Raw genomic sequence first — 25,153 nt, forward strand, 5'->3', positions numbered from 1 at the left:
AATAATGATGTCCGCCGCATCTGAACGTTTCGTCCCTGCCCCGGGCCTTGGCAACCCGCACCTGCAAACCTTGTGGGGCCCCTTGTGGCGCCAGACCACCCACATCGAGCGTCAACGCGAGCGCCTGTGGCTGGAAGACGGTGATTTCCTCGACCTCGACTGGCACGGCCCCCACAGCGCCGAGGCGCCACTGGTGCTGGTGCTGCACGGGTTGACCGGCTCTTCCAACTCGCCTTACGTGGCCGGGTTGCAGCAGGCGCTCGGTCGCCAGGGCTGGGCCAGCGCGGCCTTGAACTGGCGCGGCTGCTCGGGCGAGCCGAACCTGTTGCCCCGCAGCTATCATTCGGGCGTCAGCGAAGACCTGGCCGCCACCATCACTCACTTGCGCGCCAAGCGGCCCTTGGCGCCGCTGTTTGCGGTGGGTTATTCACTGGGCGGCAATGTGTTGCTCAAGCACTTGGGAGAAGCCGGCCGCGACAGCCAGTTGCAAGGGGCCGTGGCGGTCTCGGTACCGTTTCGCCTCGACCAGTGCGCCGATCGCATCGGCCAGGGATTTTCCAAGTTCTACCAGGCGCACTTCATGCGACAGATGGTGGCCTATGTGCGCAACAAGCAACGCCAGTTCCAGCACGACGGACACCACGAAGGCCTGGCGACCTTGGCGGCGCTTGGCCCGCTGGAAAACATGCGCACCTTCTGGGACTTTGACGGCCGGGTGACGGCGCCGCTGCACGGGTTCTCCGATGCCGCGGACTACTACCGCCGCGCCTCCAGCCGCTATTTCATGGCGGGCATCAGCACGCCGACCCTGGTCATCCAGGCCGCCGACGATCCTTTCGTGTTTCCCCACAGCCTGCCCGAACCCGGCGAGCTATCCACCTCCACCCGACTTGAACTGCACGCCCGGGGCGGACATGTAGGGTTTGTCGACGGAACCCTGCGGCGCCCGGGGTATTACCTGGAGCGACGGATTCCCGATTGGTTGGCCAGCCTGAGGCGCGGCTGACGATTCGCAGACAACACAAATCCCCTCTGGGAGGTGTTCACCGGTTCAGCGTTCGCCAGCAATCCCCTGTGGGAGCAAGCTCGCTCCCACAATTTTTTTGGGGTGTTCACCGGTTCAGCGTTCGCCAGGAATCCCTGTGGGAGCGAGCTTGCTCGCGATAGCGGCGGGACGTCGACATTGAAGTTGCCTGGCACACCGTCATCGCGAGCAAGCTCGCTCCCACATGGTTAGGGGCTGGGCTATTCGCCCTTTGCCACGCCCCGCTGGGGATCATTGATCCATTCACTCCAAGAGCCGGCATACAGCCTTCCCAAGGGATACCCTGCCAGGCACAAGGCGAACAGGTTATGGCACGCCGTCACGCCGGAGCCGCAGTACGCCACCAGTTCGGTGGGCGAGCGCTCGCCCAGTTTTTCGGCGAAGCGTTGCTTGAGCTGGGCGGCCGGCAAGAAGCGTCCATCGGCGCCCAGGTTGTCGGTGAACGCCGCGCACTGGGCGCCCGGGATATGCCCGGCCACCGGGTCGATCGGCTCGACTTCGCCCTTGAAGCGCGGCAACGCCCGGGCATCCAGCAGGGTCATGGCCGACTCACCGAGGCGTTGTTGCAGCGCTTGCGCATTGATCAACAAGCTCGCATCCGGCGCCCCCATGAAAGTCCCACGACTGTGCTGCGGCGGATCCAGGCTCAACGGCAAGCCAGCGGCATGCCAGGCCTTGAGCCCACCGTCGAGGATGGACACGCCATCGCGCTTGCCCAGCCAGGCCAACAACCACCAGGCCCGCGCGGCATAAGCGCCGGGGCCGTCGTCGTACAGCACGACGTCGCTGTCGTTATCGAGCCCCCAAGCCCTGAGGCGCTCGATCAAGGCCTCGGGCTCGGGCAGCGGATGGCGCCCGGTCACGCCTTTGCTCACCGGCCCGCTCAGGTCGCGCTCAAGGTCCGCGAACGACGCCCCGGCAATGTGGCCCTCGGCATAACTGCGCTGGCCGTAATCCGGGTCTTCCAGGGCAAAGCGACAGTCGAGGATGACCAGCCCGGGCCGTGATCGCCGCTGTTCGAGGGCTTCGGGGCTGATGAGTTGCGCGATGGGCATGGTGAGCTCCTGTGGCTAAGTCGGGGACCGGTCCTACTGCCCTTCCTCCAGGGTCTGGGCCAGGGGGACGTAATATTCCTTGAACAGTGCATCCACCGCTTCGCGGGCCTGATCGGTCACGAAACCGGCTTCCAGCACCAGCACCTGATAGACGCCGCGCTTGATGGCCTGCTCACTCAGGTGGCTGAAATTTTCCCGCGTGGTGCACAGGAACCGCACCCAGGACGTGAGGATGATCCAGGCGTTGAGGGTCAGGGACTCGATCTGCACCCGGTCCATCTTCAGAATGCCGGCGGCAACGAAACCTTCGTAGATCGCAGTGCCGTGGATCAGGCAGCGCTGGGAAAACCGACGATAACGGGCCGCAAGGTCCGGATCGCTGTCGAGCAGATGCTCCAGGTCCCGGTGCAGGAAGCGATAGCGCCACATGGCCGCCAGCAGCTCCTGCAGGTAGAAGCGCTTGTCATCCACCGTGGCCGCCCGGCCCTGGGGCGGGCGCAGGAAGCTGTCCACCAGGTTCTCGTATTCACTGAACAGCACGGCGATGATCGCCTGCTTGTTGGGGAAGTGGTAATAGAGATTGCCCGGGGACATGTCCATGTGGGCGGCGATGTGATTGGTGCTGACGCTGCGCTCACCCTGTTGGTTGAACAGCTCGAGGCTGTTTTGCACGATGCGCTCGCTGGTTTTCATTCGTGGGGCCATGGTTTGGGCTTTAATTCGACGAAGGCATTGATCGGCATCTTACGACCTATCGGTCACAGGAAAAACCCACAGCCGTTGCGGATGCCATTGACTTTCTAGAGTATAAGCTCTAGAAAACACCCACTCTAATAATATCCGGTGCCTGACGATGCCTGCCGACGTGGCCTACCTGCACGAGTCTCAACAACAACTGGACGAGCTGCGGTCGCTCTTCGATGCCCAGCGCCAGGCCTACGCCGCCCATCCGATGCCACCGGCCGAACAGCGCCGACAATGGCTCAAGGCACTGCGCGAGGTATTGAGCAACGAACGACAAGCCTTGATCGACGCCATCAGCCAGGATTTCAGCCACCGCAGCGCCGACGAAACATTGTTGGCCGAGCTGATGCCGAGCCTGCACGGTATCCATTACGCCAGCCGGCACCTCCAAGGCTGGATGAAACCCTCCCGGCGCAAGGTGGGCATGGCCTTTCAACCGGCCTCAGCCAAAGTGATCTATCAGCCGTTGGGCGTGGTCGGGGTCATCGTGCCGTGGAACTACCCGCTGTTCCTGGCCATCGGGCCGCTGGTCGGGGCATTGGCGGCGGGCAACCGGGTGATGCTCAAGCTCAGCGAATCGACACCGGCGACCGGCTTGCTGCTCAAGCAATTGCTCGCCCGGGTCTTCCCCCAGGACCTGGTGTGCGTGGTGCTCGGCGAGGCGGAGGTCGGCATGGCGTTTTCCAAGTTGCCCTTCGATCACCTGTTGTTCACCGGCGCCACCAGCATCGGCAAGCATGTCATGCGGGCCGCCGCCGAAAACCTGACCCCGATCACCCTGGAGCTGGGTGGAAAATCGCCAGCCATCGTGTCGGTCGATGTCCCCATCAAGGATGCCGCCGAACGCATTGCCTTCGGCAAAACCCTGAATGCCGGGCAAACCTGTGTCGCCCCGGACTATGTACTGGTGCCGCAGAACCGCGTCGGTGAGTTCGTCGAGGCGTATCGCGAGGCGGTGCGCAGGTTTTATCCGACTCTGGCGGACAACCCGGACTACACCGCCATCATCAATGAACGACAAGTGGCGCGGCTCAATGGCTACATCAGCGACGCCACCGGCAAGGGCGCGTTGCTGATCGAACTGTTCGAGCAAGGCCAGGGCCGCCGCATGGCCCACAGCCTGCTGCTCAACGTCAACGATGAGATGACCGTCATGCAAGACGAGATCTTCGGCCCGCTGCTGCCCATCGTGCCCTATGACCATCTGGACCAGGCGTTTGCCTACATCAATCAGCGACCCCGCCCGCTGGCGCTCTACTACTTCGGCTACGACAAGGCCGAACAACATCGCGTGCTCCACGAAACCCATTCCGGCGGCGTCTGCCTGAACGACACGCTGTTGCATGTCGCCCAGGATGACATGCCGTTCGGCGGCATCGGGCCCTCGGGAATGGGGCATTACCACGGGCATGAGGGCTTCCTGACTTTCAGCAAGGCCAAGGGCGTGCTGACCAAACAGCGATTCAACGCGGCGAAGCTGATTTATCCGCCCTACGGCAAACCCTTGCAGAAACTGATTCAGAAGCTGTTTGTCCGCTGACGCGTGTCTGCCCGGGTAATCACAATAATGAACGCCAGCCTCACCGATACCCCCGCGCTGTCACGGCGCGGCCTGCTGAAATTCAGCCTCGGCGCCAGCGCCTTCCTGGCCACCGTCGGACTGGGCGCCAGCCTGAGCGGCTGCTCGCCAAGCCAGCCGGCCGCCGGCCTGACGGCCCTGCGCGACAGCGACCTGGCGTTTTTACGCGCCGTCATCCCTGTGATGCTGGACGGCGCAGTGGCCGTCGGGCAGATCCCTGCCGCCATTGACGCGACCCTGGGCAGCCTCGACAGAAGCCTGGCCCACTTGTCCCCCGCCATGCTCAAGCTCCTGCACCAGCTGTTCGATGTGCTCACGCTGGGCGTTACCCGCGGGCCACTGACCGGGGTCTGGGGGGCGTGGGAAAACGCCAGCGCCGATGACATCCGCCAGTTCCTCGCGCGGTGGGAAAACAGTTCGCTGGATCTGCTACAGCAAGGTCACTGCTCGTTGCTGCAATTGGTGATGATGGCCTGGTACACCCAATCCGAAGCCTGGGCGCATTGCGGGTATCCGGGGCCGCCAACGGTTTGACCAACCAGAACCAACCCCTGTGGGAGCGAGCTTGCTCGCGAATGCGGTTACACATTCAACACTTGTGCAAGCTGACCCGCCGCATTCGCGAGCAAGCCCGCTCCCACAGGGGTCTACATCACATACTCATAACAATAAGAGAGCCCAGAACATGCCCGTACCCGATCCCTTCCGCGAAGGCCTGGCCCGTGGCTGGACCACCTACAACGGCGCGCAGTTGACCGAGGACCTGACCCTGGAAGCCGACGTGGCAATCATCGGCAGCGGTGCCGGTGGCGGCACCACGGCGGAAATCCTCAGCGCTGCCGGCTACCGGGTGTTGCTGATCGAGGAAGGGCCGCTCAAGACCAGTCATGACTTCAAGCTGCTCGAAGACCAGGCCTACAGCAGCCTGTACCAGGAAGGCCTAGGGCGCATGAGCAAGGACGGCGCCATCACCATCCTCCAGGGCCGGGCCGTCGGTGGCACGACGCTGATCAATTGGACCTCCAGCTTCCGCACGCCCGACCAGACCCTCGATCACTGGGCTACCGAGCACAACGTCAAGGGCCACGGCCGCGCTGAAATGGCGCCCTGGTTTGCGCAGATGGAACAACGCCTGGGCGTGGCGCCGTGGCTGGTTCCGCCCAACGCCAACAACGACGTGATCCGCAAAGGCTGTGAACAATTGGGCTACGCCTGGCACGTCATCCCGCGTAACGTGCGCGGCTGCTGGAACCTGGGCTATTGCGGCATGGGCTGCCCGACCAACGCCAAGCAGTCGATGCTGGTCACCACCATCCCGGCCACCCTGGACAAGGGTGGCGCGCTGCTTTACCTGGCGCGGGCCGAACGCCTGACGATCAAGAACGATGCCGTTGCCGGCCTCGAGTGCCAGGCCATGGACGAGCGTTGCGTGGCGCCCACCGGGCGACGCATCACCGTCAAGGCACGGCACTACGTGCTGGCGGGCGGCGGCATCAACAGCCCCGGCCTGCTGTTGCGCTCCGCTGCGCCAGACCCGCACGAACGTCTGGGCAAGCGCACCTTCCTGCACCTGGTGAACATGTCCGCCGGGCAATTCGACGAGGTCATCAATCCGTTCTACGGTGCGCCGCAATCGATCTATTCGGATCATTTCCAATGGCAGGATGGGACCACCGGCAAGATGTCCTACAAGCTCGAAGTCCCGCCCTTGCACCCGGCGCTCGCCGCCACGCTATTGGGCGGGTTCGGCCCCGAGAACGCCTTGCACATGTCCCGGCTGCCTCACACCCATGCCATGCTGGCGCTGCTGCGCGACGGTTTTCACCCGGACAGCCCCGGCGGCCGAGTCGAGTTGCGCAGCGATGGCGCGCCCGTGCTCGACTACCCCGTTTCGCCGTATACCTGGGACGGCTTGCGCCGGGCCTTCCACAGCATGGCCGAAATACAATTCGCCGGTGGCGCCAAGGCGGTGATGCCCCTGCACAGCGACGCCCGCTACGTGAAAACCCTGGCCGAGGCCCGCACGCTGATCGACGGGCTCGACCTGGCCTTGTACCGCACGCGCCTGGGCAGCGCCCACGTAATGGGTGGCTGCGCCATGGGGGAAGACCCGAAAACCGCCGTCACCGACAGCCTGGGCCGCCATCATCAACTGGGCAACCTGTCGATCCATGACGGCTCGCTGTTCCCCACCAGCATCGGCGCCAACCCGCAATTATCGGTGTACGGGCTGACCGCACAATTGGCGACAGCCCTGGCCGAACGCCTGAAAAACCCATGAATATCCGGATTATTCGCAGCGTCTATAGTGCTTTCTTATCCAACAGCCGACTTGGCCGACCGAGAAGGCTGCGATACCATCCGACTCCCCAACGGACTCCCGCCAGGACGACGCGATGAACCGAGTGTTGTACCCAGGTACCTTCGACCCTATTACCAAGGGCCATGGCGATCTGGTCGAACGCGCCGCGCGCCTGTTCGACCACGTGATCATTGCCGTCGCCGCCAGCCCGAAGAAGAACCCGCTGTTTCCGCTGGAGCAACGAGTGGAGCTGGCCCGCGAGGTCACCAAGCACCTGCCCAACGTGGAAGTGGTCGGTTTCTCGACGCTTTTGGCCCACTTCGCCAAGGAAAAGAACGCCAATGTGTTCCTGCGCGGCCTGCGTGCGGTCTCGGACTTCGAGTACGAGTTCCAACTGGCCAACATGAACCGCCAATTGGCACCGGACGTCGAGAGCCTGTTCCTGACGCCGTCGGAGCGCTACTCCTTCATTTCCTCGACCCTGGTACGGGAAATTGCGGCGTTGGGCGGTGATATCACCAAGTTTGTCCACCCGGCCGTGGCCGATGCGCTGACCCTGCGCTTCAAGAAATGACCGGCAGGCGCTGCGAGGCACCTCGCAGCGCAACGCAGTCCATCGCGCCCGCGTGCACTGCGCTCGCCAATGCGGCACAATTGCGCCCATACGTTTTCAGATGCCCGGGCCCAACGCCCCGGCAGGAGCCTGCATGTCCCTGATCATCACCGACGACTGCATCAATTGCGACGTCTGCGAACCCGAATGCCCGAACGAGGCCATTTCCCAAGGCGAGGAGATCTACGTCATCGACCCGAACCTGTGCACCCAGTGCGTCGGCCATTACGACGAACCCCAGTGCCAGCAGGTTTGCCCGGTGGATTGCATCCCGCTGGACGAGGCTCATCCGGAGACTGAAGAGCAGTTGATGGCGAAATATCGCAGGATTACTGGCAAGGCCTGAGCCAGAAGCCACTGTAGCGTTTGTGCGGGCCTCTTCGCGAGCAAGCCCGCTCCCACAGAGATCGGCTATGTCCACAGCATGTGTGTCCTAAGCAAATCCCTTGTGGGAGCGGGCTTGCTCGCGAAAGGGCCAGCAGCGACACCCAAGCTCCAGCTGCCTGCCTCACTCCTGCCGCTCAACCCCCTCCCCCACACACCCCAGGCACCGCACGAACGTGGCCCTGGCCGGGTCCACCACCAACGCCTTCCCCGCATCGCCGACACCGCCGCCCAGCGCGGTAAAGGGCAACGACACCACGAATGCCCCAGCCCCGATCACCGTAGCGGCGAGCAGCAGCGGGCGGGCGATCAGCAGGTCACCGAGCATGGCGAAGGCCGGCGGATTCTGGATGGTGTAGCGCGGGTCGCCGCTGCCGCTGTTTGCCAGGGCAGGCAAACCGACACTCAGCAGCAGCGCTAGAACGACAGGTCGAAGCGGTTTCATCGGGCGATCCTTCGGCTAAATCAATATGACTACTGACTATAGACCGTCGGACGAATCAACTCTGGCAGCGTGGGCACCAGACGCTGGCGCGCTGGCCCAGGCGGATTTCCCGCAGCCCCGTGCCACAGACCTTGCACAACTCCCCGCCCCGGCCGTAGACGAACAGCTCCTGCTGGAAATAGCCGGGCTGACCGTCCCCACCGATGAAATCCCGTAACGTGGTGCCGCCGCGCTCGATGGCATGGGCAAGGATGCGCTTGATCTCGATCGCCAGCTTCAGGTAACGCGCCCGGGAGATGCCTCCGGCGGCCCGGCGCGGGTCGATCCCGGCGGCGAACAGCGCCTCGGTCGCGTAGATATTGCCCACGCCCACCACCACCGCGTTGTCCATGATGAACGGCTTGACCGCCATGGAACGCCCCCGCGACAGCTGGAACAACCGTTCGCCATCGAACAGGTCGGTCAATGGCTCGGGGCCGAGGCGGATCAACAGTTCGTGATTGAACGGGTCAAGGCTCCAGAGCATCGCGCCGAAGCGTCGAGGGTCGGTGTAGCGCAAGGCCAGGCCGGACTCCAGCTCGATGTCCACGTGCTCGTGCTTGAGGGCGGGCATGCCGACCTCCACCAGGCGCAGGTTGCCGGACATGCCCAGATGGCTGATCAATGTGCCGACCTCGGCATTGATCAACAGGTACTTGGCCCGCCGCTCCACCTGAACGATGCGCTGGCCCGAAAGCCGCACGTCGAGATCTTCCGGGATCGGCCAGCGCAGGCGGCGGTCGCGGACCACCACGCGACTGACCCGCTGGCCTTCAAGATGGGGCGCGATGCCGCGACGGGTGGTTTCGACTTCCGGCAGTTCTGGCATGAGGTTCTCGCGTCAGGCGACGCCGCGCACTCAACGAGAGGCGAGGTCGCGAATTTCCTGTTTCTGGGTCTGGAAGTCGTATTCCGACAAACCGATGTAGTCGAGCACCAGGCTCCCGACGCTGTCCCACTCGTGGTCTTCGGCCTGGTTGCCGAGCACCCGGTGGGAGGCACAGATGTTCTCGGACATCTTCAGGATCGCCAGCAGGTTTTTCAACTGGCTGTTGTTGCGTGAAGAGTCGTCGCTGAAGACCGCCAGGGCGTTGTGGTGGTTGGCGATCGCCTGGCTGACGTGATCCGGCAGGCGCCAGGATTTGGAAGTGTAGTAACCGACCACCGCGTGGTTGGTGTTGAACAGGCGGTTCTCGGTGTCCACCACCCGGCACTCGGCGCTGGCATTGGCGTAGGCCTCCTCCAGCACGCCCATGTAGTTGGGGAACTGCTTGAGCATCAACGGCACGCCGCAGTCGTGGAACAACCCCAGGGCATAGGCTTCGTCACCGTTCTCCAGGCCGACGCGCTTGGCCAGGGTCAGGCAGGTCATCGCCACGTCCTGGGCCGTATCCCAGAAACGGTTCAGGGTCACGATGGCGTCGTCGTGCAGCTCGCCCTTGATCGACTGCGCATTGATCAGGTTGATGATCGACCGGCTGCCCAGCAGGTTCACCGCGCGCTGGATCGAGGTGATCTTGTTGCGCAGCCCGTAATACGGCGAGTTGACGATCTTGAGCAAGGCTCCCGAGAGCCCCGGATCCTGGGAGATCAACTTGGCGATGGTCTCCAGGTCCGGGTCGGGCATGTACTGCTCCATCTGCAGATCCACCATGATCTGCGGCTGGGGCGGCACACTGATCCCTTGCAGGGACTGTTGGATCTGTTCGGCGGAAAGTTCTTTGGACATGAGTACACACTCTGGGTCAGGCGGGGATTCTAACCCTTAAAGATGGATCCGATACACCGCCGGGTAGATCGGCGGAACTTTCCTTCAGGCATCGGCTTCGGACTTTACAGGGCCGACAGCCAAGCCTGCATACAGGCTTGAGTCGGCAGCCCGACCACTCAGCTTGAGGAGATTTTTCCATGCCTGGTTTCCTGAACAACAAACGTGTCGCCATCCTGGTGACCGACGGTTTTGAACAGGCCGAACTGACCGGCCCCCAGCAGGCGCTGGAACAGGCCGGTGTCAAGGTGGACATCGTTTCGGCCCGCGAAGGCCAGGTCAAAGGCTGGAACCATGACCAGCCGGCCGACGACTTCCCGATCGACCTGACCTTCAAGGCCGCCAATGTCGAGCAGTACGACGCCGTAGTACTGCCCGGTGGCGTGCAGAACTCCGACACCATCCGCATCGATCCCGACGCCCAGCAACTGGTCAAGGGCTTCGAGGCGGCGGGCAAGCCCATTGCGGTGATTTGCCATGGCGGCTGGTTACTGGCGTCGAGCGGGCTGGTCAAGGGCAAGACCATGCCCAGCTACAAGACCCTCAAGGATGACCTGGTCAACGCCGGCGCGAACTGGGTCGACCAGGAAGTGGTCAAGGACGGCACGTTGATCAGCAGTCGCCAGCCCGATGACATCCCGGCGTTCAACCGCGAGTTGCTCAGCGCGTTGTCCGCTTGAAGCCTGGGACGCTCTACTCTGTAGGAGCTGGCGAAGCCTGCGATCTTTTGATCTTTCGCTTGGGAATCAAATTGTCCGGGGAAAGATCGCAGCCTCGTTGCACTCGACAGCTCCTACATCGCCACATGTCCAGCGCAAGCCCCGCCAAGGTTGCAACACGGTATACTCCCGCTCTTTTTTCCGGAGCGACGTCATGTCCCTGCCTAGCCTGCGCCTCAAAGCCAACGCCGACCGTCGCCTGCGCGCCGGCCACCTGTGGGTCTACAGCAACGAAATCGATGTGGCCGCCACGCCCCTGCATGGCTTCAAGGCTGGCGACCAGGCCATCCTCGAAGCCGCCGGCGGCAAGCCGTTGGGCATCGTTGCGATGAGCCCCAACAACCTGATCTGCGCCCGGCTGCTGTCCCGTGACGTGAAGCTGCCGCTGGACAAGTCCCTGCTGGTGCATCGCCTCAACGTGGCGTTGTCCCTGCGCGAGCGGCTGTTCGACAAGCCGTTCTATCGCCTGGTCTACGGTGATTCCGACCTGTTGCCAGGCCTGGTGGTCGACCGTTTCGGCGACATCCTGGTGGTGCAGATCGCCTCGGCCACCATGGAAGCCCACAAGGACGACGTGATCGCCGCCCTGACCCAGGTGCTCAAGCCCAGCGGCATCCTGTTCAAGAACGACTCCGCGGCCCGTGACGCCGAGGGCCTGAACCGCTACGTCGAGACCGTGTTCGGCCTGGTGCCGGAATGGGTGGCCCTGGAAGAAAACGGCGTGAAGTTCGAAGCGCCGGTCATGGAAGGCCAGAAAACCGGCTGGTTCTACGACCACCGCATGAACCGCGCACGCCTGGCCCCGTACGCCAAGGGCAAGCGCGTGCTGGACCTGTTCAGCTACATCGGCGGCTGGGGCGTGCAAGCCGCGGCGTTCGGCGCCAGTGAAGTATTCTGCGTCGATGCCTCGGCCTTCGCCCTCGACGGTGTCGAGCGCAACGCCGCGTTGAACGGCTTCGCCGAGAAGCTGACCTGCATCGAAGGCGACGTGTTCGAAGCCCTGAAGGAGCTCAAGGCCAGCGAAGAACGTTTCGACGTGATCGTGGCCGACCCACCGGCCTTCATCAAGCGCAAGAAGGACCTGAAGAACGGCGAAGGCGCCTATCGCCGCCTCAACGAGCAAGCCATGCGCCTGCTCAGCAAGGACGGCATCCTCGTCAGCGCGTCGTGCTCGATGCACCTGCCCGAAGACGACCTGCAAAACATCCTGCTGACCAGTGCCCGTCATCTGGACCGCAACATCCAACTGCTCGAACGCGGCGGCCAGGGGCCAGACCACCCGGTACACCCGGCCATCGCCGAGACCCGCTACATCAAGAGCATCACCTGCCGATTGTTGCCCAACAGCTGACACCGGGCGGGGCCAGTGCCGTAGCGCTGTGCCCCGCGCACTCGAATCGCATTCTGATCGCGGCCTCGGCTGCGATTTTTTTTGCACGCCCGAACAAGTCCATAGGAGAACTCCCACACAATTTCCAGAGCCTTCCTACTCAATCTCCCCGCGCCCGGCGGGCATGACGCATTAGGATTGAAAGCGCCCCCTCAGGTACGCCTTGGACCTCGTCAATGACTGATCCGCAAAATCGCCTGGCTGCCCGCAAACCGGCCACCGTAGGCTTGTTGCTGACGCTGACACTGCTCGGCGTCTTTCCCATCGATGTCGTGCTGCCCTCGTTCCCCGCCCTGTCCGAGCATTTTGAACGCTCATCGGCGGACATTGCCTTGTCTGTCAGCCTGTTCGCGTTGGGAATTGCCCTTTCCCAACTGCTGGTCGGCCCGCTCTCCGACGTCATGGGACGAAAAAACCTGCTGTTGATCGGGATCGCCGTTTCCGCCGTGGGGGCCGCCGGTTGCGTGCTCGCCGACGGTTACGGGGCCTTTCTGTTCTTACGTGTCGTCCAGGCCTTGGGGTGCGGTTGCTTCGTGCTGTCCCAAGCGCTGATCCAAGACCTGTTCACCGGCCGGGAACAGCAGCGCCTGCGGATCTTTCTGGTCACCTGCGGGGGGATTTTCATTTCCGTTTCGCCCCTGGCCGGCACCGGGCTGCAAAGCTGGATGGGCTGGCGAGGCAGCTTCCTGGTGTTCATTGCCCTGGCAATCGGTGCATTCATCAGCGCCTGTCGTTTACTTCAACGCCCTGTGGCAGACAGCCAACCCAGGCGCCTGGATTTCATCGCATCCTATCGAAAGGTCTGCGGCGACTTCAGCTTCATGGCCTATTGGTTAACCTCGGCGCTGGCTTTTTCCTGCCATTTTTCGTTCATCGTCATCTCGCCGCTGGTCCTGATCGACCAGTTGCGCCTCTCCCCCGAGGCTTTTTCCCTGGCGCTGCTCGGCTATGGGCTGGCCTACATCGGCGGGGGCGCGGTAGCGTCCGTGCTGAGCAATCGAATCGATCCACAGACGCAAATCATCACCGGGCAGGCCCTGATCCTCGCCGCAGGCCTCCTGATGCTGGGGCTTGCCAATCACCTGGGTTTGTCAGTCAGTACCCTGTTACTGCCCATGATCGTGTGCACCACCGGAACGACCATTGCCCGCGCAGCCGCCCACACCCAAGCCATGAACAGATTTCCCGGGCGGGCCGGCACATCCGCCTCCGCCGGCAGCGTGCTGATCTTCATCGTCGGCGGGCTGACCAGTGCCGCGATCAGCCTCACCCCGCTGGACTTGCAGCTCACCCTGGCCCTGTGCCTGGTCCTGCTCAGCCTGCTGGGACTGGCGCTCAATGCCCTGGTCCGACAGCGTGACAGGGGGCTGTTGACCGGCTGAACCCTGCCAGTCGTCATCCCGTGCACGACATTAGCGCCCGATCAGCGCTTTGCGTCATTTCATCCTGGCGTCAGCGGTGTAGAATCGTGGCATTCATCGCCATTCATCCCCGGCGGGTTTATGAGCTCATGCCGAGGCGCGCAGCGATCCTGCAAAGTCATCGGCCACTTCCGGACACACGGCCAAACCCGGGTGCTCCAGACGTCGACAGAAGCTCACTTCCCCATTGATACCTGATAAGTACCTGATTAGCCGCCCGGAGTGCTCCATGCCTGATTACCGCTCGAAAACATCCACCCATGGCCGCAACATGGCCGGCGCCCGTGCCTTGTGGCGCGCCACGGGGATGAAGGATGACGACTTCAAGAAGCCGATCATCGCCATTGCCAACTCCTTCACCCAGTTCGTACCCGGCCACGTCCACCTCAAGGACCTCGGCCAACTGGTTGCCCGGGAAATCGAACGCGTCGGCGGCGTTGCCAAGGAATTCAACACCATCGCCGTGGACGACGGCATCGCCATGGGCCACGACGGCATGCTGTATTCGCTGCCGAGCCGCGAGATCATCGCCGACTCCGTCGAATACATGGTCAACGCCCACTGCGCCGACGCCATCGTGTGCATTTCCAACTGCGACAAGATCACCCCAGGCATGCTCATGGCCGCCCTGCGCCTGAACATCCCGGTGATCTTCGTCTCCGGTGGCCCGATGGAAGCGGGCAAGACCAAGCTCGCCAGCCACGGCCTCGACCTGGTCGATGCCATGGTGATCGCCGCCGACTCCAGCGCCTCTGACGAGAAGGTGGCCGAATACGAGCGCAGCGCCTGCCCGACCTGCGGTTCGTGCTCCGGCATGTTCACCGCCAACTCGATGAACTGCCTGACCGAAGCCCTGGGCCTGGCCCTGCCGGGCAACGGTTCGACCCTGGCCACCCACAGCGATCGCGAGCAGTTGTTCCTGCAGGCCGGCCGGACCATCGTCGAGCTGTGCAAGCGCTACTACGGCGAAAACGACGAGTCGGTGTTGCCGCGCAACATCGCCAACTTCAAGGCGTTCGAGAACGCCATGACCCTGGACATCGCCATGGGCGGTTCCACCAACACCATCCTGCACTTGCTGGCCGCCGCCCAGGAAGCCGAGATCGATTTCGACCTGCGCGACATCGACCGCCTGTCCCGTCATGTGCCGCAACTGTGCAAAGTCGCGCCGAACATCCAGAAGTACCACATGGAAGATGTGCACCGCGCCGGCGGGATCTTCAGCATCCTCGGCTCCCTGGCCCGTGGCGGCCTGTTGCACACCGACCTGCCGACCGTGCACAGCAAGAGCATGGCCGAGGCCATCGCCAAGTGGGACATCACCCAGACCACCGACGAGGCCGTGCATCACTTCTTCAAAGCCGGCCCGGCGGGCATCCCGACGCAAACCGCGTTCAGCCAGTCGACCCGCTGGGAGACGCTGGACGACGACCGTGAAAACGGCTGCATCCGTAGCGTCGAGCACGCGTACTCCAAGGAGGGCGGCCTGGCCGTGCTCTACGGCAACATCGCCCTGGACGGCTGCGTGGTGAAAACCGCCGGCGTCGACGAGTCGATCCATGTCTTCGAAGGCAACGCCAAGATTTTCGAAAGCCAGGACAGCGCCGTACGCGGCATCCTCGCTGACGAAGTGAAGGCCGGCGACATCGTGATCATTCGCTACGAAGGTCCGAAAGGCGGCCCGGGCATGCAGGAAATGCTCTACCCCACGTCCTACCTGAAGTCCAAAGGCCTGGGCAAAGCCTGCGCCTTGCTGACCGACGGTCGGTTCTCCGGCGGCACCTCGGGCCTGTCCATCGGCCACGCTTCGCCGGAAGCGGCGGCTGGCGGAGCCATCGGCCTGGTGCGCGATGGTGACAAGGTCCTGATCGACATTCCGAACCGCTCGATCAACCTGTTGATCAGCGACGAAGAACTGGCCGGGCGCCGCATCGAACAGGACAACAAGGGCTGGAAGCCGGTGGAAGTGCGTCCGCGCAAAGTCACCACGGCCCTCAAGGCCTACGCCCTGCTCGCCACCAGCGCCGACAAGGGTGCGGTGCGTAACAAGGCGATGCTTGACGGCCTGTAAGCGTCGTTCGTCGCAATAAAAATGCCCCGCCAAGTGCGCGGGGCTGTTCGTTCCCACGCTCTGCGTGGTAATGCCTCAAGGGACGCCCTGCGTCCAGTGACGCGGAGCGTCACGGTATGCATTCCCACGCAGAGCGTGGGAACGATCATTGCAGGCTTACTGGATATCTTCCGGCTTGACGATCACCCAGTTCTTGTCCGCCGTCACCGGCAGTCCTTCCTTGGCCTGGGCGGCGGCGTGCTTGGCCATCATCCCGTTAATCTGGGTCATGTATTTGTCCTTGCGGTTGACCCACAGGTGAATCCCGCCCTTGGCCACGTCCACATCGTGGAACAACATGTAGCCATCACTGCTCGGCGTGTCGCCAGCCACCAGCACCGGTTTTTTCCATTCGTCGATGTACGTCAGGATCGCCGCGTGCTTGCCGGCCATCCAGGTCGCCGGGGTCCACAGGTAAGGCGTGTATTCCAGGCCGAGGTTGGCCTTCTCGTCATATTTACCCGCGGTGATCTGTTTGCGGGCGGTGGTCAGTTCGCCGGTCTTGCGGTCCTTGAGCAACGTAGTCACGCCGATCACGTTCTGCGGCTTGAGGTTGTAGCCGTATTTCGGGTCCGCGGCGACCATGCGTACCAGCTCTTCGGAAGCGGCGGTCATGACATAGACCTCGATGCCGTTTTCCATCAGCTTGTTGTACAGCTCGGCCTGGCCGGTGAAGACTTTCGGCGGGTTGACGTTGTACTGGACCACCTTGTCGCCATCGTAATAGGTGGTCGGCACCGGCTTGCCGGACGCCATCAGCTCATCGACATAGCCCTTGAGTTCCTTGAGCGTGAAGCCCGAGAACACCTGGGCCACCCACGGATAGCAGACCATGTCATCCACTTCGCACAGGCGGTAGTAGTAACTGAACAGGCTTTCCTTGTGGTCGGCCGTGTCCTTGAACGGCATCAGCTTCAAGGACGGGTCCAGGCTTTCCCGGGTGATGAGGCCCTTGTTCTCCATGAACGGCAGCAACGACTCCTCAAGGTCGTAGCGGTAACTGGTGTTGTCCATGTCGAACACCGCGTAGTTACCCTTGTTGGCGTTGGCCGCGATCATCGCGTCCAGGGCCTTGGCCTGTTCCGCCGGCCAGTGCTTGAGTTCGGTGGCGAGCACCTGGCCGGCGAGGCCAAGACTCAAGGCGACAGCGAGAAAACGAGGTGCGAGCTTCATCGGCATTTCTCCCGGGTTCAAAGAATCCGACGCTAACAAATGCTTGTGACAGTCCTCGCCTGTGGGCGACCGCTTACATCGTGATCACGCCAGCCGCGTATCCGTAAACGTCACTGCCTTATTCCATAAACGACAATCTACATGCTTTTTTAGTATTAATTCATTAGTTATCAGGCTGTTAGGCTCCCCGGTTCGCAGTCGCGGCTTCAGGCGACTGGCACAAGTCTGATGGAGCTCTTTTGATGAATCTGCCGCTGATCCTCAATCTGCTGGTATTCCTCGCCTTGCTGTTCGGCCTGGCGCAAACCCGCCACAGTACCTGGAGCCTGGCCAGGAAAGTGCTGCTGGCACTGGTGCTGGGCGTGGTGTTCGGCATCGCCCTGCACACGATTTATGGCGCCGGCAGCCCGGTCCTCAAGGCCTCGATCGGCTGGTTCGACCTGGTGGGCAACGGCTATGTGCAATTGCTGCAAATGATCGTGATCCCGCTGGTCTTCGCGTCGATCCTCAGCGCCGTGGCCCGCCTGCACAACGCCTCGTCCCTGGGCAAGATCAGCTTCCTGACCATTGGCACGCTGCTGTTCACCACCGCCATCGCCGCGCTGATCGGCATCGGCCTGACCAACCTGTTCGGCCTCACCGCCGAAGGCCTGGTGGCCGGTACCCAGGAACTGGCGCGCCTGCAAGTGATCCAGAGCGACTACGCCGGCAAGGTCGCCGACCTGAACATCCCGCAACTGCTGCTTTCGTTCATTCCGCAGAACCCCTTTGCCGACCTGGCGCGGGCCAAGCCGACGTCGATCATCAGTGTGGTGATCTTCGCCGCGTTCCTCGGTGTCGCGGCGTTGCAGTTGCTCAAGGATGACGTGGAGAAAGGCCAGAAAGTGATCAACGCCATCGACACCCTGCAAAGCTGGGTGACGCGCCTGGTGCGCCTGGTGATGAAGCTGACGCCGTACGGTGTGCTGGCGCTGATGACCAAGGTGGTGGCCGGCTCCAACCTGCAGGACATCATCAAGCTCGGCAGTTTTGTCGTGGTGTCGTACCTCGGGCTGGGCCTGATGTTCGTGGTCCATGGCCTGTTGGTGTCCGCTGCCGGGATCAACCCGCTGCGCTTCTTCCGCAAGATCTGGCCGGTGCTGACCTTCGCCTTCACCAGCCGCTCCAGCGCGGCCACCATCCCGTTGAGCATCGAAGCCCAGACCAGCCGCCTCGGCATTCCACGGGCGATTGCCAGCTTCAGCGCCTCGTTCGGCGCCACCATCGGCCAGAACGGTTGCGCCGGCCTTTATCCGGCCATGCTCGCGGTGATGGTCGCGCCGACCGTGGGCATCAACCCGCTGGATCCGGTCTGGATCGCGACGCTGGTGGCGATCGTGACGTTGAGTTCAGCCGGGGTGGCCGGGGTCGGTGGCGGCGCGACGTTCGCCGCGCTGATCGTGCTGCCGGCCATGGGCTTGCCGGTCGCGCTGGTCGCCTTGCTGATTTCCGTCGAGCCACTGATCGACATGGGCCGTACGGCGTTGAACGTCAGTGGCTCGATCACCGCCGGGGCGATTACCAGCCAGGTGATGCAGCAGACTGACAAGGCCTTGCTCGATGCCGAGGAGCATGGGGAGTTGGTGCAGGCTTGATGGCCTGACACTTGTGGGAGCAAAGCTTGCTCGCGATCCGGGCCCGGTCCATGGAAGACCGCGTCGCTTTCATCGCGGGCAAGCCTTGCTCCCACAGGCATGCTCCCACAGGGCTTACAGCTTTTCCCACACTTCGAAGCTGTAGGCCGGCTTGTCACCTTCCGCCGGGTTCGGCTGGTTCGAGACCAACGCCCACTGGCTCGAATCAAATTCCGGAAACCAGGCATCCCCCTCCGGGCTCAGCGCCACGCGGGTCAGGTACAGTCGATCCGCCTGTGCCAGGGCCTGGGCGTACAACTGGGCGCCGCCGATCAACATCAGCTCATCGACGCCCTGTTCCAAGGCCCAGGCCTCGGCCCGTGCCACCGCTGCTTCCAGGGTGGAAAACACCTCCGCCCCCTCCAGCACCAGCCCCGGCTGGCGACTGACGACGATGTTCAGGCGCCCCGGCAGCGGTCGGCCGAGGGAATCCCAGGTCTTGCGACCCATGATGATCGGCTTGCCCAAGGTGGTGGCCTTGAAGTATTTGAAATCCCCCGGCAGGTGCCAGGGCATGCTGTTGTCGACGCCGATCACGCGGTTTTCACCGAGGGCTGCGATCAGGCTTAAGGGGAGAGTTTTGTTCATGGCCGCGAGGATACCAGAGGCCCGGCGTACCCCGACAGGCATCACAGCGGTTATGCTCAACCCTCATTCGAGCAACGGAAGCCCCCGTGACAGCACTGCAGAACCTCTGGTTGACCGAGACGATCCGCCTGCGTGAAGAGCACGCCGGCCCGCTCGAGGACCAGGAAGCCAATCGCCTGGCCCGCGCGGCAGGCGGCGATCTTTCCACCCGCATCCGCCACCGCGCCCGCTGGCTGGCCGAGCGCGATGGCCTCACCCAAGCCCTGCGCCATTGGCTGCAAGGGGCACGCCTGGCGCTGTTCGTGCTGGCGGTGCTCGCCATCATCAGCGGCGCCGGCCTCGGGTTCGCCGCCCTCGGCGATGGGCAAACACCGGTCAATGTGTTCTGGGCCCTGGGCAGTCTTCTGGGGCTGAACCTGATCCTGCTCGTCGGTTGGGTCCTGGGCCTGATCTTCGCGGGCGAGCAAGGTGCCGCGCTGGGGCGCCTGTGGCTGTGGCTCAGCGAAAAACTCGCCCGCGATGCCAAGGCCGCCCAACTGGCACCGGCCCTGCTGCTGTTGCTGCAACGGCACAAACTCAATCGCTGGGCCCTCGGTGCGCTGGTCAATGGCGTGTGGTTGCTGGCGATGCTCAGCGCGTTGGTCATCCTACTGATGCTGATGGCGACCCGGCGCTATGGCTTTGTCTGGGAAACCACCCTCCTCGGCAGCGAGACCTTCGTCGCCATGACCCGAGGCCTCGGCGCACTGCCTGCCCTGTTGGGCTTCAGTGTGCCGACCGTGGAGATGATCCGCGCCAGCGGCGACGGCGCCCTGGACATCGAGAGCGCCCGCCAGGCCTGGGCCGCCTGGCTGGTCGGCGTGCTGCTGGTCTATGGCGTGCTGCCACGCCTGGGCCTGGCTTTGCTGTGCCTGTGGCGCTGGCGACGCGGTCGCGCCACATTGCACCTGGATTTGAACCTGCCGGGCTACGCCCAATTGCGTGAACGGCTGATGCCCAGCAGCGAACGCCTGGGCGTCAACGACGCCGCGCCCGCGCAGTTGCCCCCCATTGAAAGTGCCGTCGGCGCGATGGACAGCGACGGCGCGCTGCTGGTGGCGATCGAACTGGATGATCGGCCCTGGCCGCCCAAACTGCCCGACACCGTGAAAAGCGCCGGCATCCTCGACAGCCGCGAGTCGCGCCACAAACTCCTGGAGCAACTGTCGCGCTTTCCGCCCGCACGCCTGGCCATTGCCTGTGACCCACGCCGTTCACCAGACCGGGGCAGCCTGGCGCTGATCGCCGAGCTGGCCCGCAGCGCCAGCGCCACCCGCGTCTGGCTGTTGCAGGCCCCGCTCGGCGAAGCCCTGGACGCCGAACGCCTGGGCGACTGGCACAACGCGCTGCACCAGTTGCAACTGCCCTTCGCCGACTGCATGCCCTTGAACTGGCTGGAGACCGGCCATGACTGAACCCATGAAGCCGCTGAAGCTGGCCGTGGTCGGCCACACCAACGTGGGCAAGACTTCACTGCTGCGTACCTTGACCCGCGACGTCGGCTTCGGAGAGGTGTCCCATCGTCCGAGCACCACCCGGCACGTCGAGGGCGCACGTTTGTCGGTGGACGGCGAAGCGCTGCTGGAGCTGTACGACACGCCGGGCCTGGAAGACGCCATCGCCCTGCTCGATTATCTCGAGCGCCTGGAGCGCCCTGGCGAACGCCTGGACGGCCCGGCGCGCCTGGCTCGCTTCCTCGAAGGCAGCGAGGCACGGCAACGCTTCGAACAGGAAGCCAAGGTGCTGCGGCAACTGCTCGCCAGCGACGCCGGGCTGTATGTGATCGATGCCCGTGAGCCGGTGCTGGCCAAGTACCGCGATGAATTGGAAGTCCTCGCCAGTTGTGGCAAACCTCTGCTGCCGGTGTTGAATTTCGTCAGCAGCGCCCACCATCGCGAGCCCGACTGGCGCGAAGCCCTGGCGCGATTGGGATTGCACGCCCTGGTGCGCTTCGACAGCGTCGCCCCGCCCGAGGACGGCGAGCGGCGCCTGTATGAAAGCCTCGCGTTGTTGCTGGAAAGCGCCCGTGGGCAACTGGAGCGACTGGTCGCCGACCAACAGGCCCAACGCCTGGCCCGCCAGCAGAGCGCGGCGCGCTTGATCGCCGAATTGCTGATCGACTGCGCCGCCTGCCGACGCAGCGTGGCCAGTGATGCCGAGCTGGAACGCGAGGCCATCAGTGAACTGCGCAACGCGGTGCGTCAGCGCGAACAGCGCTGCGTCGAAGCCCTGCTCAAGCTCTACGCGTTCCGCCCCCAGGACGCTGCGGCCAGCGACCTGCCGCTGCTCGACGGACGCTGGGGCGATGATTTGTTCAACCCTGAAACCCTCAAGCAACTGGGTGTACGCGTCGGTGGCGGAATCGCGGCAGGGGCGGCGGCCGGCGCCGGCGTGGACTTGCTGGTGGGTGGCCTGACCCTCGGTGCCGCGGCCCTGGCCGGTGCCATTGTCGGCGGCACCCTGCAAACCGCTCGCAGCTATGGCAACCGACTGATGGGCAAGCTCAAGGGGCAACGGGAACTGACGGTGGACGATGGCGTGCTGCGCCTGCTGGCCCTGCGCCAACGACAATTGCTGCAAGCCCTCAACCTGCGCGGCCATGCGGCGATGGACAGCATCCGCATCGCCACGCCCCAAGACAAGACCTGGCGCGAGGGCAAGCTGCCCGATGCCTTGAACAAGGCCCGGGCGCATCCACAGTGGTCGTCGCTGAATCCTCATGCGCGGTTGAGCCAGGCGGAACGGCAGGAGCGGATCGAGCAGTTGGCCGAGCAGCTCTAGACATTCCCTGCCTGAACCGGGGACAAGGTAGACACTGTTTGTGGCGAGGGGATTTATCCCCGCTGGGCTGCGCAGCAGCCCCAAAACCTGACACCTCGGTTTCTCAGGTCAATAAAAAAAGCAACGCTGCCCCGTAGTCAGTCGTCGATCAATACCTTGAGCGCCAAAGCCGCTTCAGCCAACGCCAGCTCACTGAACACTTGCACCCCATGGCGCTTGAGCAATGCCGCCGTCACGCCTTCGCCACTGACCTTCACACCACTGAACGTCCCGTCATAGGTCAGCAGATTGCCGCATGACGGGCTGTTGGCCTTGAGCACAGCGATACGGACGCCGTGTTCACGCACCTGTTCCAATGCTTGATACGCGCCTGACAAAAACTGCGCACTGACATCCTCACCGTCGGTAGTGATCACGGCTGCGTGGCCGTCGAGCACTTGCCCACCCTGCCCGCCGGGAATCTCCGCCGCCGCCCGGGGCGTGGGCAGGCCGCCGGCGACTTCCGGGCACAGCGCCACGATCCGGCCTTCGTCGAGCCAGTGCTGAAGCTGATCGAACGGCCCGCTGGCACCGCCGTCGTAGCGCACGCGATGACCGAGCAGGCAGCGACTGACCAGGATCTTTTCCATCGTCAGAACAACTCGTTGCCGCGGCGTCGAAACCACCCCGTCAAGGACAGGCGATCCCGGGTGGCCGGCAGTACTTCATGGGGGATGTCCCCCGACAGGAACACCACCAGGCAACCGCCGATGGGCACCACGTCACGCTCCACGCCATCCTCCAGGTACATGCGCAACTGGCCGCCATGTTCCGGCAGCCAATCGTCATTGAGGTAGAGCACCGCAGACACCGCGCGTCGGTCGTCATCGCGGAAGCGGTCGACGTGCTTGAGGTAGAACGCACCGGGCGGGTACAGGGCGAAATGGCTTTCGAAATCCTCCAACCCCAGGAACAACCCGCGATTCATCGCCTCGCGCAGGCTGTCCATCAACCCCAGGTAACGGTCGCAGGCTGGCGCCTGGCCGGGTTCGATCCACTGGATGCGATCACCTCGAATGCCTTCGCGAATCTCCGAGAACGGCCCGCGTCCGACCGCTGCCGGAGCCAGCTCACCCTCGGCGGCACGCTGGCGGCATTCGGCCGCCAGGGCACGGGTCAGCGCGTCCGGCAGGAAGAGGTTCTGCTGCGACCAGCCGCGCTCGGCCAGGTCGTCGACGATACGTAACAGCAGCGGGTGATCAGAAGGTATTTGCATGGCGCGCATAGTATGCCTGTGCCTGCAAAACCGACAGCGCCACGCAGCGGCTTCGCTGCGTCGGATAGCACCACCGTACGAACTTGATACGAATTCTCGACAAGACCCCACACCCCACGGAGAATAGTCGGCTGCTGACAGGAGTCCCTATGCGCCGTTTGCTTTTCTCACTGTTGATGTTCTGCGTGTTGCCCGCCTGGGCAGACAGCTACGACCAGTTGTACAAGGTCGCCGGCTGGCCGGAACAGCGGGCGCACTTCAATGATGCCTTGAGCGCCGCCCAGCAGCGCTATCAGAGCAGCCTGCCGCCGGCGGTGTTCCAGGCGCTGGTCAACAACAGCAATCAACGTTTCGCCCCCCAGGCCATGGACCAGCGGGCCGAGGCACAATTACGCAGCAAGCTTCGAGACCCGAACCCGGCCCTGGGCTTTTTCCAGTCGCCCTTGGGCCGCAAGGTCGTGGCGGCCGAGTTGCTGGCGACCCGGCGCGATCAATTGGCGAAAAACGCCAAGGGCCTGCCGAAGATGCAAGCCAGCGACAACCGCCTGTTGATCATCGGCCACCTGGCCCAGGCCCTGCCCGCCCGCGAAGCCGGCGCCGAAGTCAGCCTGGCGATCGCCGGCGTGGCGGCCGACAGCCTGAGCTCGATGATCCCCGGCCTGCTGGGAGCTGGCCAGGCCCAAGGCATGCTCAACGGCCAGCGTCAGCGACTGATGGAACAGATCGGCGCGGACCTGAACAACACATTGTTGTACGTCTACCGTGACTTGTCGGATACCGAGCTGGAAGAGTTCGCAACCTTCGCCGAATCGGCTGAAGGCCAGGCTTATTACCAGGCGGCTTTGGCGGCGATCCGGGCGGGGTTGGCGGTGGGGCAGACGCTCGGGCAATAGATCTTCAGCGTCCAAGGCACCGCTATCGCGAGCAAGCTCGCTCCCACAGGGGCTTGAGTGCACTCAGGTTTCGCGAGCACCAAAGGTCCAATGTGGGAGCGAGCTTGCTCGCGATAGCAATAGCCCGGTCACCGCCGAACCCGACTCATCCGCTTGGTCAGAAACCCAAACATCTCCTGCCGCAACGCCAAGGCCTCATTGGCCAGGTGATGCCGCCCCTCCGGCAACATCAACACCTGCGGCCGGTCGAACTTGCCGCGCAGCACTTGCAGGTTGTGCACCCAATCCACCGTCATGTCCGCCTGCCCCTGCACGATCAAGGGCTGGCGCGGGCTGCTCGGGGCCGCTTCGATACGCTTGATCCATCGCGCCAATGCCCCCACCCAGGCAGTAGGCAGGCGCAGCGGCTGCAGCGGGTCGGCTTGCAGGAATGGCAGGAACTGCGGGTCGGTGGAGTTCTCGCTGAAACGCCGGGCGATACCGCTCACGAACGGCTTGAGCAGGTAATAACTCAGGCGCGACCAACCCCAGGCCCGTGGCCGCACCAGGGGTGACAGCAGGATGACCTGGCCCTGGGCAGGACTCTGCGCCCCGTGGTTGAGTACGTGATCGACCACGATCGCCCCGCCGGTGCTTTGCCCGCACAGGTGCCAGGGTTGCGGCAGGTCCAGTGTCCCAGCCTCGGCCAACAGCCCCTGCAAGGTGGCCTGGTACTCGGCGAAATCCTCGATGCTGGCGCGTTCGCCGCTGGACAGGCCATGGCCCGGCAGGTCGCAGGCGATCACCGCGAACTTCTGCTCCAGGGCCCACTCGATCAAGTGCCGGTACAACCCCATGTGATCGTAGTAACCGTGGAACACAAACAACGTCGCCACGGCCTTTTCCGGCCACCAGACCTGACTGACGACCTCATACCCGCCCACCTCGAAACGCCCCAACCCTTTGCGCACACTGCGCTGGGGAAAATCCAGCCCGTAGAACCGCTGGTAAGCCTGGGCTTGCTCGGACAGGGCTTGCCACTGGGCCAGCGGTTGCAGGCTGGCACGCAGGAGATCGGGGTCGAAAGTGGCAGGCATCAAGGTTTCCAGGCATGGGCGCATCGCGCGAAACAGACTTTACAGGCCTGCGATATTCATC

At 63.6% G+C, this 25,153-nt stretch carries 24 protein-coding genes; 14 read left to right on the forward strand and 10 right to left on the reverse strand.

Features of this window, described 5'->3' with window-relative positions; all coding sequences use genetic code 11:
• The first annotated feature begins 7 nt into the window (after positions 1-7).
• Positions 8-1,006, forward strand: coding sequence for a hydrolase (locus BM317_RS14165; RefSeq protein WP_092170821.1), 999 nt, complete (start codon positions 8-10; stop codon positions 1,004-1,006).
• Positions 1,007-1,245: 239 nt separating this feature from the next.
• Here the strand turns inward: BM317_RS14165 and BM317_RS14170 are convergent, their stop codons facing one another.
• Complete coding sequence (locus BM317_RS14170) at positions 1,246-2,100, reverse strand: sulfurtransferase (RefSeq protein ID WP_092474692.1); 855 nt, start codon at positions 2,098-2,100, stop codon at positions 1,246-1,248.
• Positions 2,101-2,133: 33 nt separating this feature from the next.
• Entirely contained in the window at positions 2,134-2,805 is a 672-nt protein-coding gene (locus BM317_RS14175; protein WP_060740184.1) for a TetR/AcrR family transcriptional regulator, read from the reverse strand.
• Positions 2,806-2,953: 148 nt separating this feature from the next.
• Here BM317_RS14175 and BM317_RS14180 point away from each other — a divergent pair, with 148 nt between their 5' ends.
• The 5 genes from BM317_RS14180 (at position 2,954) to BM317_RS14205 (ending at position 7,684) form a co-directional block, all read left to right on the forward strand.
• The gene (locus tag BM317_RS14180) at positions 2,954-4,384 is read left to right on the forward strand and encodes a coniferyl aldehyde dehydrogenase (protein WP_092170684.1); all 1,431 of its coding nucleotides are present in this window, start codon (positions 2,954-2,956) and stop codon (positions 4,382-4,384) included.
• Between the two features lie 27 nt (positions 4,385-4,411).
• Complete coding sequence (locus BM317_RS14185; RefSeq protein ID WP_060740182.1) at positions 4,412-4,957, forward strand: hypothetical protein; 546 nt, start codon at positions 4,412-4,414, stop codon at positions 4,955-4,957.
• 151 nt (positions 4,958-5,108) lie between these two features.
• Positions 5,109-6,704 carry a GMC family oxidoreductase gene (locus tag BM317_RS14195; RefSeq protein WP_092170676.1) on the forward strand — a complete coding sequence of 532 codons (1,596 nt, stop codon included), beginning with the start codon at positions 5,109-5,111 and terminating at the stop codon, positions 6,702-6,704.
• A gap of 115 nt (positions 6,705-6,819) precedes the next feature.
• Positions 6,820-7,299, forward strand: a complete 480-nt coding sequence (coaD, locus tag BM317_RS14200) for a pantetheine-phosphate adenylyltransferase (protein ID WP_003177462.1) — start codon at positions 6,820-6,822, stop codon at positions 7,297-7,299.
• A 133-nt stretch (positions 7,300-7,432) separates the two neighbouring features.
• A complete protein-coding gene (locus BM317_RS14205; RefSeq protein WP_009683359.1) occupies positions 7,433-7,684 on the forward strand; it encodes a YfhL family 4Fe-4S dicluster ferredoxin in 252 nt (83 codons plus the stop codon).
• A gap of 162 nt (positions 7,685-7,846) precedes the next feature.
• Here BM317_RS14205 and BM317_RS14210 read toward each other — a convergent pair whose 3' ends face one another.
• Genes BM317_RS14210 through BM317_RS14220 form a run of 3 tightly spaced genes read right to left on the reverse strand, consistent with a single transcriptional unit; the run spans position 7,847 to position 9,881 of the window.
• Positions 7,847-8,167 (reverse strand): multidrug transporter, encoded by a 321-nt coding sequence (locus BM317_RS14210; protein WP_092474699.1) that lies wholly within the window; start codon positions 8,165-8,167, stop codon positions 7,847-7,849.
• A 55-nt stretch (positions 8,168-8,222) separates the two neighbouring features.
• Entirely contained in the window at positions 8,223-9,035 is an 813-nt protein-coding gene (gene mutM, locus BM317_RS14215) for a bifunctional DNA-formamidopyrimidine glycosylase/DNA-(apurinic or apyrimidinic site) lyase (protein WP_092170672.1), read from the reverse strand.
• Positions 9,036-9,065: 30 nt separating this feature from the next.
• On the reverse strand, positions 9,066-9,881 hold the full coding sequence (locus BM317_RS14220) for an HDOD domain-containing protein (protein WP_170842336.1): 816 nt from the start codon (positions 9,879-9,881) through the stop codon (positions 9,066-9,068).
• A gap of 233 nt (positions 9,882-10,114) precedes the next feature.
• Between BM317_RS14220 and BM317_RS14225 the strand changes: the two genes are divergently transcribed.
• The 4 genes from BM317_RS14225 (at position 10,115) to ilvD (ending at position 15,575) form a co-directional block, all read left to right on the forward strand.
• Positions 10,115-10,654: a type 1 glutamine amidotransferase domain-containing protein gene (locus BM317_RS14225; protein WP_092474701.1), complete on the forward strand. Its 540-nt coding sequence runs from the start codon at positions 10,115-10,117 to the stop codon at positions 10,652-10,654.
• 193 nt (positions 10,655-10,847) lie between these two features.
• Positions 10,848-12,044, forward strand: coding sequence for a class I SAM-dependent rRNA methyltransferase (locus BM317_RS14230; RefSeq protein WP_003206543.1), 1,197 nt, complete (start codon positions 10,848-10,850; stop codon positions 12,042-12,044).
• 215 nt (positions 12,045-12,259) lie between these two features.
• The gene (locus BM317_RS14235; RefSeq protein WP_092474704.1) at positions 12,260-13,465 is read left to right on the forward strand and encodes an MFS transporter; all 1,206 of its coding nucleotides are present in this window, start codon (positions 12,260-12,262) and stop codon (positions 13,463-13,465) included.
• Positions 13,466-13,733: 268 nt separating this feature from the next.
• Complete coding sequence (gene ilvD, locus BM317_RS14240) at positions 13,734-15,575, forward strand: dihydroxy-acid dehydratase (protein ID WP_072405931.1); 1,842 nt, start codon at positions 13,734-13,736, stop codon at positions 15,573-15,575.
• Positions 15,576-15,731: 156 nt separating this feature from the next.
• On the opposite strand, the gene BM317_RS14245 is transcribed toward ilvD, so the two are convergent.
• Entirely contained in the window at positions 15,732-16,787 is a 1,056-nt protein-coding gene (locus BM317_RS14245) for an HAD family hydrolase (RefSeq protein WP_060740173.1), read from the reverse strand.
• Between the two features lie 242 nt (positions 16,788-17,029).
• Between BM317_RS14245 and BM317_RS14250 the strand changes: the two genes are divergently transcribed.
• Entirely contained in the window at positions 17,030-18,421 is a 1,392-nt protein-coding gene (locus BM317_RS14250; RefSeq protein ID WP_092170655.1) for an L-cystine transporter, read from the forward strand.
• Between the two features lie 114 nt (positions 18,422-18,535).
• On the opposite strand, the gene BM317_RS14255 is transcribed toward BM317_RS14250, so the two are convergent.
• Positions 18,536-19,048: a dihydrofolate reductase gene (locus BM317_RS14255; protein ID WP_092474751.1), complete on the reverse strand. Its 513-nt coding sequence runs from the start codon at positions 19,046-19,048 to the stop codon at positions 18,536-18,538.
• An 86-nt stretch (positions 19,049-19,134) separates the two neighbouring features.
• Here BM317_RS14255 and BM317_RS14260 point away from each other — a divergent pair, with 86 nt between their 5' ends.
• A complete protein-coding gene (locus BM317_RS14260; protein WP_092474707.1) occupies positions 19,135-20,502 on the forward strand; it encodes a DUF2868 domain-containing protein in 1,368 nt (455 codons plus the stop codon).
• Complete coding sequence (locus BM317_RS14265; RefSeq protein ID WP_092474711.1) at positions 20,495-21,868, forward strand: GTPase/DUF3482 domain-containing protein; 1,374 nt, start codon at positions 20,495-20,497, stop codon at positions 21,866-21,868. Before BM317_RS14260 ends, BM317_RS14265 begins: the two co-directional genes overlap by 8 nt.
• 137 nt (positions 21,869-22,005) lie before the next feature.
• Here BM317_RS14265 and BM317_RS14270 read toward each other — a convergent pair whose 3' ends face one another.
• A complete protein-coding gene (locus tag BM317_RS14270; protein ID WP_092170644.1) occupies positions 22,006-22,497 on the reverse strand; it encodes a 2-thiouracil desulfurase family protein in 492 nt (163 codons plus the stop codon).
• A 2-nt stretch (positions 22,498-22,499) separates the two neighbouring features.
• A complete protein-coding gene (locus BM317_RS14275; RefSeq protein ID WP_060740168.1) occupies positions 22,500-23,132 on the reverse strand; it encodes a 2OG-Fe(II) oxygenase in 633 nt (210 codons plus the stop codon).
• Between the two features lie 140 nt (positions 23,133-23,272).
• Between BM317_RS14275 and BM317_RS14280 the strand changes: the two genes are divergently transcribed.
• Entirely contained in the window at positions 23,273-24,016 is a 744-nt protein-coding gene (locus BM317_RS14280) for a DUF2059 domain-containing protein (protein ID WP_092170636.1), read from the forward strand.
• A gap of 128 nt (positions 24,017-24,144) precedes the next feature.
• On the opposite strand, the gene BM317_RS14285 is transcribed toward BM317_RS14280, so the two are convergent.
• Positions 24,145-25,092, reverse strand: a complete 948-nt coding sequence (locus BM317_RS14285) for a phospholipase BipL (protein ID WP_092170632.1) — start codon at positions 25,090-25,092, stop codon at positions 24,145-24,147.
• Positions 25,093-25,153 lie beyond the last annotated feature (61 nt).

The organism is Pseudomonas sp. NFACC24-1, assembly GCF_900115235.1.
Lineage (GTDB): Bacteria > Pseudomonadota > Gammaproteobacteria > Pseudomonadales > Pseudomonadaceae > Aquipseudomonas > Aquipseudomonas fluorescens_AA.

Excerpts from the sequence above, each read along its gene's own strand:
- BM317_RS14165 (WP_092170821.1), top strand. The coding sequence starts at position 8 with ATGTCCGCCGCATCTGAACGTTTCGTCCCTGCCCCGGGCCTTGGCAAC.
- BM317_RS14170 (WP_092474692.1), bottom strand. The coding sequence starts at position 2,100 with ATGCCCATCGCGCAACTCATCAGCCCCGAAGCCCTCGAACAGCGGCGA.
- BM317_RS14175 (WP_060740184.1), bottom strand. The coding sequence starts at position 2,805 with ATGGCCCCACGAATGAAAACCAGCGAGCGCATCGTGCAAAACAGCCTC.
- BM317_RS14180 (WP_092170684.1), top strand. The coding sequence starts at position 2,954 with ATGCCTGCCGACGTGGCCTACCTGCACGAGTCTCAACAACAACTGGAC.
- BM317_RS14185 (WP_060740182.1), top strand. The coding sequence starts at position 4,412 with ATGAACGCCAGCCTCACCGATACCCCCGCGCTGTCACGGCGCGGCCTG.
- BM317_RS14195 (WP_092170676.1), top strand. The coding sequence starts at position 5,109 with ATGCCCGTACCCGATCCCTTCCGCGAAGGCCTGGCCCGTGGCTGGACC.
- coaD (WP_003177462.1), top strand. The coding sequence starts at position 6,820 with ATGAACCGAGTGTTGTACCCAGGTACCTTCGACCCTATTACCAAGGGC.
- BM317_RS14205 (WP_009683359.1), top strand. The coding sequence starts at position 7,433 with ATGTCCCTGATCATCACCGACGACTGCATCAATTGCGACGTCTGCGAA.
- BM317_RS14210 (WP_092474699.1), bottom strand. The coding sequence starts at position 8,167 with ATGAAACCGCTTCGACCTGTCGTTCTAGCGCTGCTGCTGAGTGTCGGT.
- mutM (WP_092170672.1), bottom strand. The coding sequence starts at position 9,035 with ATGCCAGAACTGCCGGAAGTCGAAACCACCCGTCGCGGCATCGCGCCC.
- BM317_RS14225 (WP_092474701.1), top strand. The coding sequence starts at position 10,115 with ATGCCTGGTTTCCTGAACAACAAACGTGTCGCCATCCTGGTGACCGAC.
- BM317_RS14230 (WP_003206543.1), top strand. The coding sequence starts at position 10,848 with ATGTCCCTGCCTAGCCTGCGCCTCAAAGCCAACGCCGACCGTCGCCTG.
- BM317_RS14235 (WP_092474704.1), top strand. The coding sequence starts at position 12,260 with ATGACTGATCCGCAAAATCGCCTGGCTGCCCGCAAACCGGCCACCGTA.
- ilvD (WP_072405931.1), top strand. The coding sequence starts at position 13,734 with ATGCCTGATTACCGCTCGAAAACATCCACCCATGGCCGCAACATGGCC.
- BM317_RS14245 (WP_060740173.1), bottom strand. The coding sequence starts at position 16,787 with ATGAAGCTCGCACCTCGTTTTCTCGCTGTCGCCTTGAGTCTTGGCCTC.
- BM317_RS14250 (WP_092170655.1), top strand. The coding sequence starts at position 17,030 with ATGAATCTGCCGCTGATCCTCAATCTGCTGGTATTCCTCGCCTTGCTG.
- BM317_RS14255 (WP_092474751.1), bottom strand. The coding sequence starts at position 19,048 with ATGAACAAAACTCTCCCCTTAAGCCTGATCGCAGCCCTCGGTGAAAAC.
- BM317_RS14265 (WP_092474711.1), top strand. The coding sequence starts at position 20,495 with ATGACTGAACCCATGAAGCCGCTGAAGCTGGCCGTGGTCGGCCACACC.
- BM317_RS14270 (WP_092170644.1), bottom strand. The coding sequence starts at position 22,497 with ATGGAAAAGATCCTGGTCAGTCGCTGCCTGCTCGGTCATCGCGTGCGC.
- BM317_RS14275 (WP_060740168.1), bottom strand. The coding sequence starts at position 23,132 with ATGCGCGCCATGCAAATACCTTCTGATCACCCGCTGCTGTTACGTATC.
- BM317_RS14280 (WP_092170636.1), top strand. The coding sequence starts at position 23,273 with ATGCGCCGTTTGCTTTTCTCACTGTTGATGTTCTGCGTGTTGCCCGCC.
- BM317_RS14285 (WP_092170632.1), bottom strand. The coding sequence starts at position 25,092 with ATGCCTGCCACTTTCGACCCCGATCTCCTGCGTGCCAGCCTGCAACCG.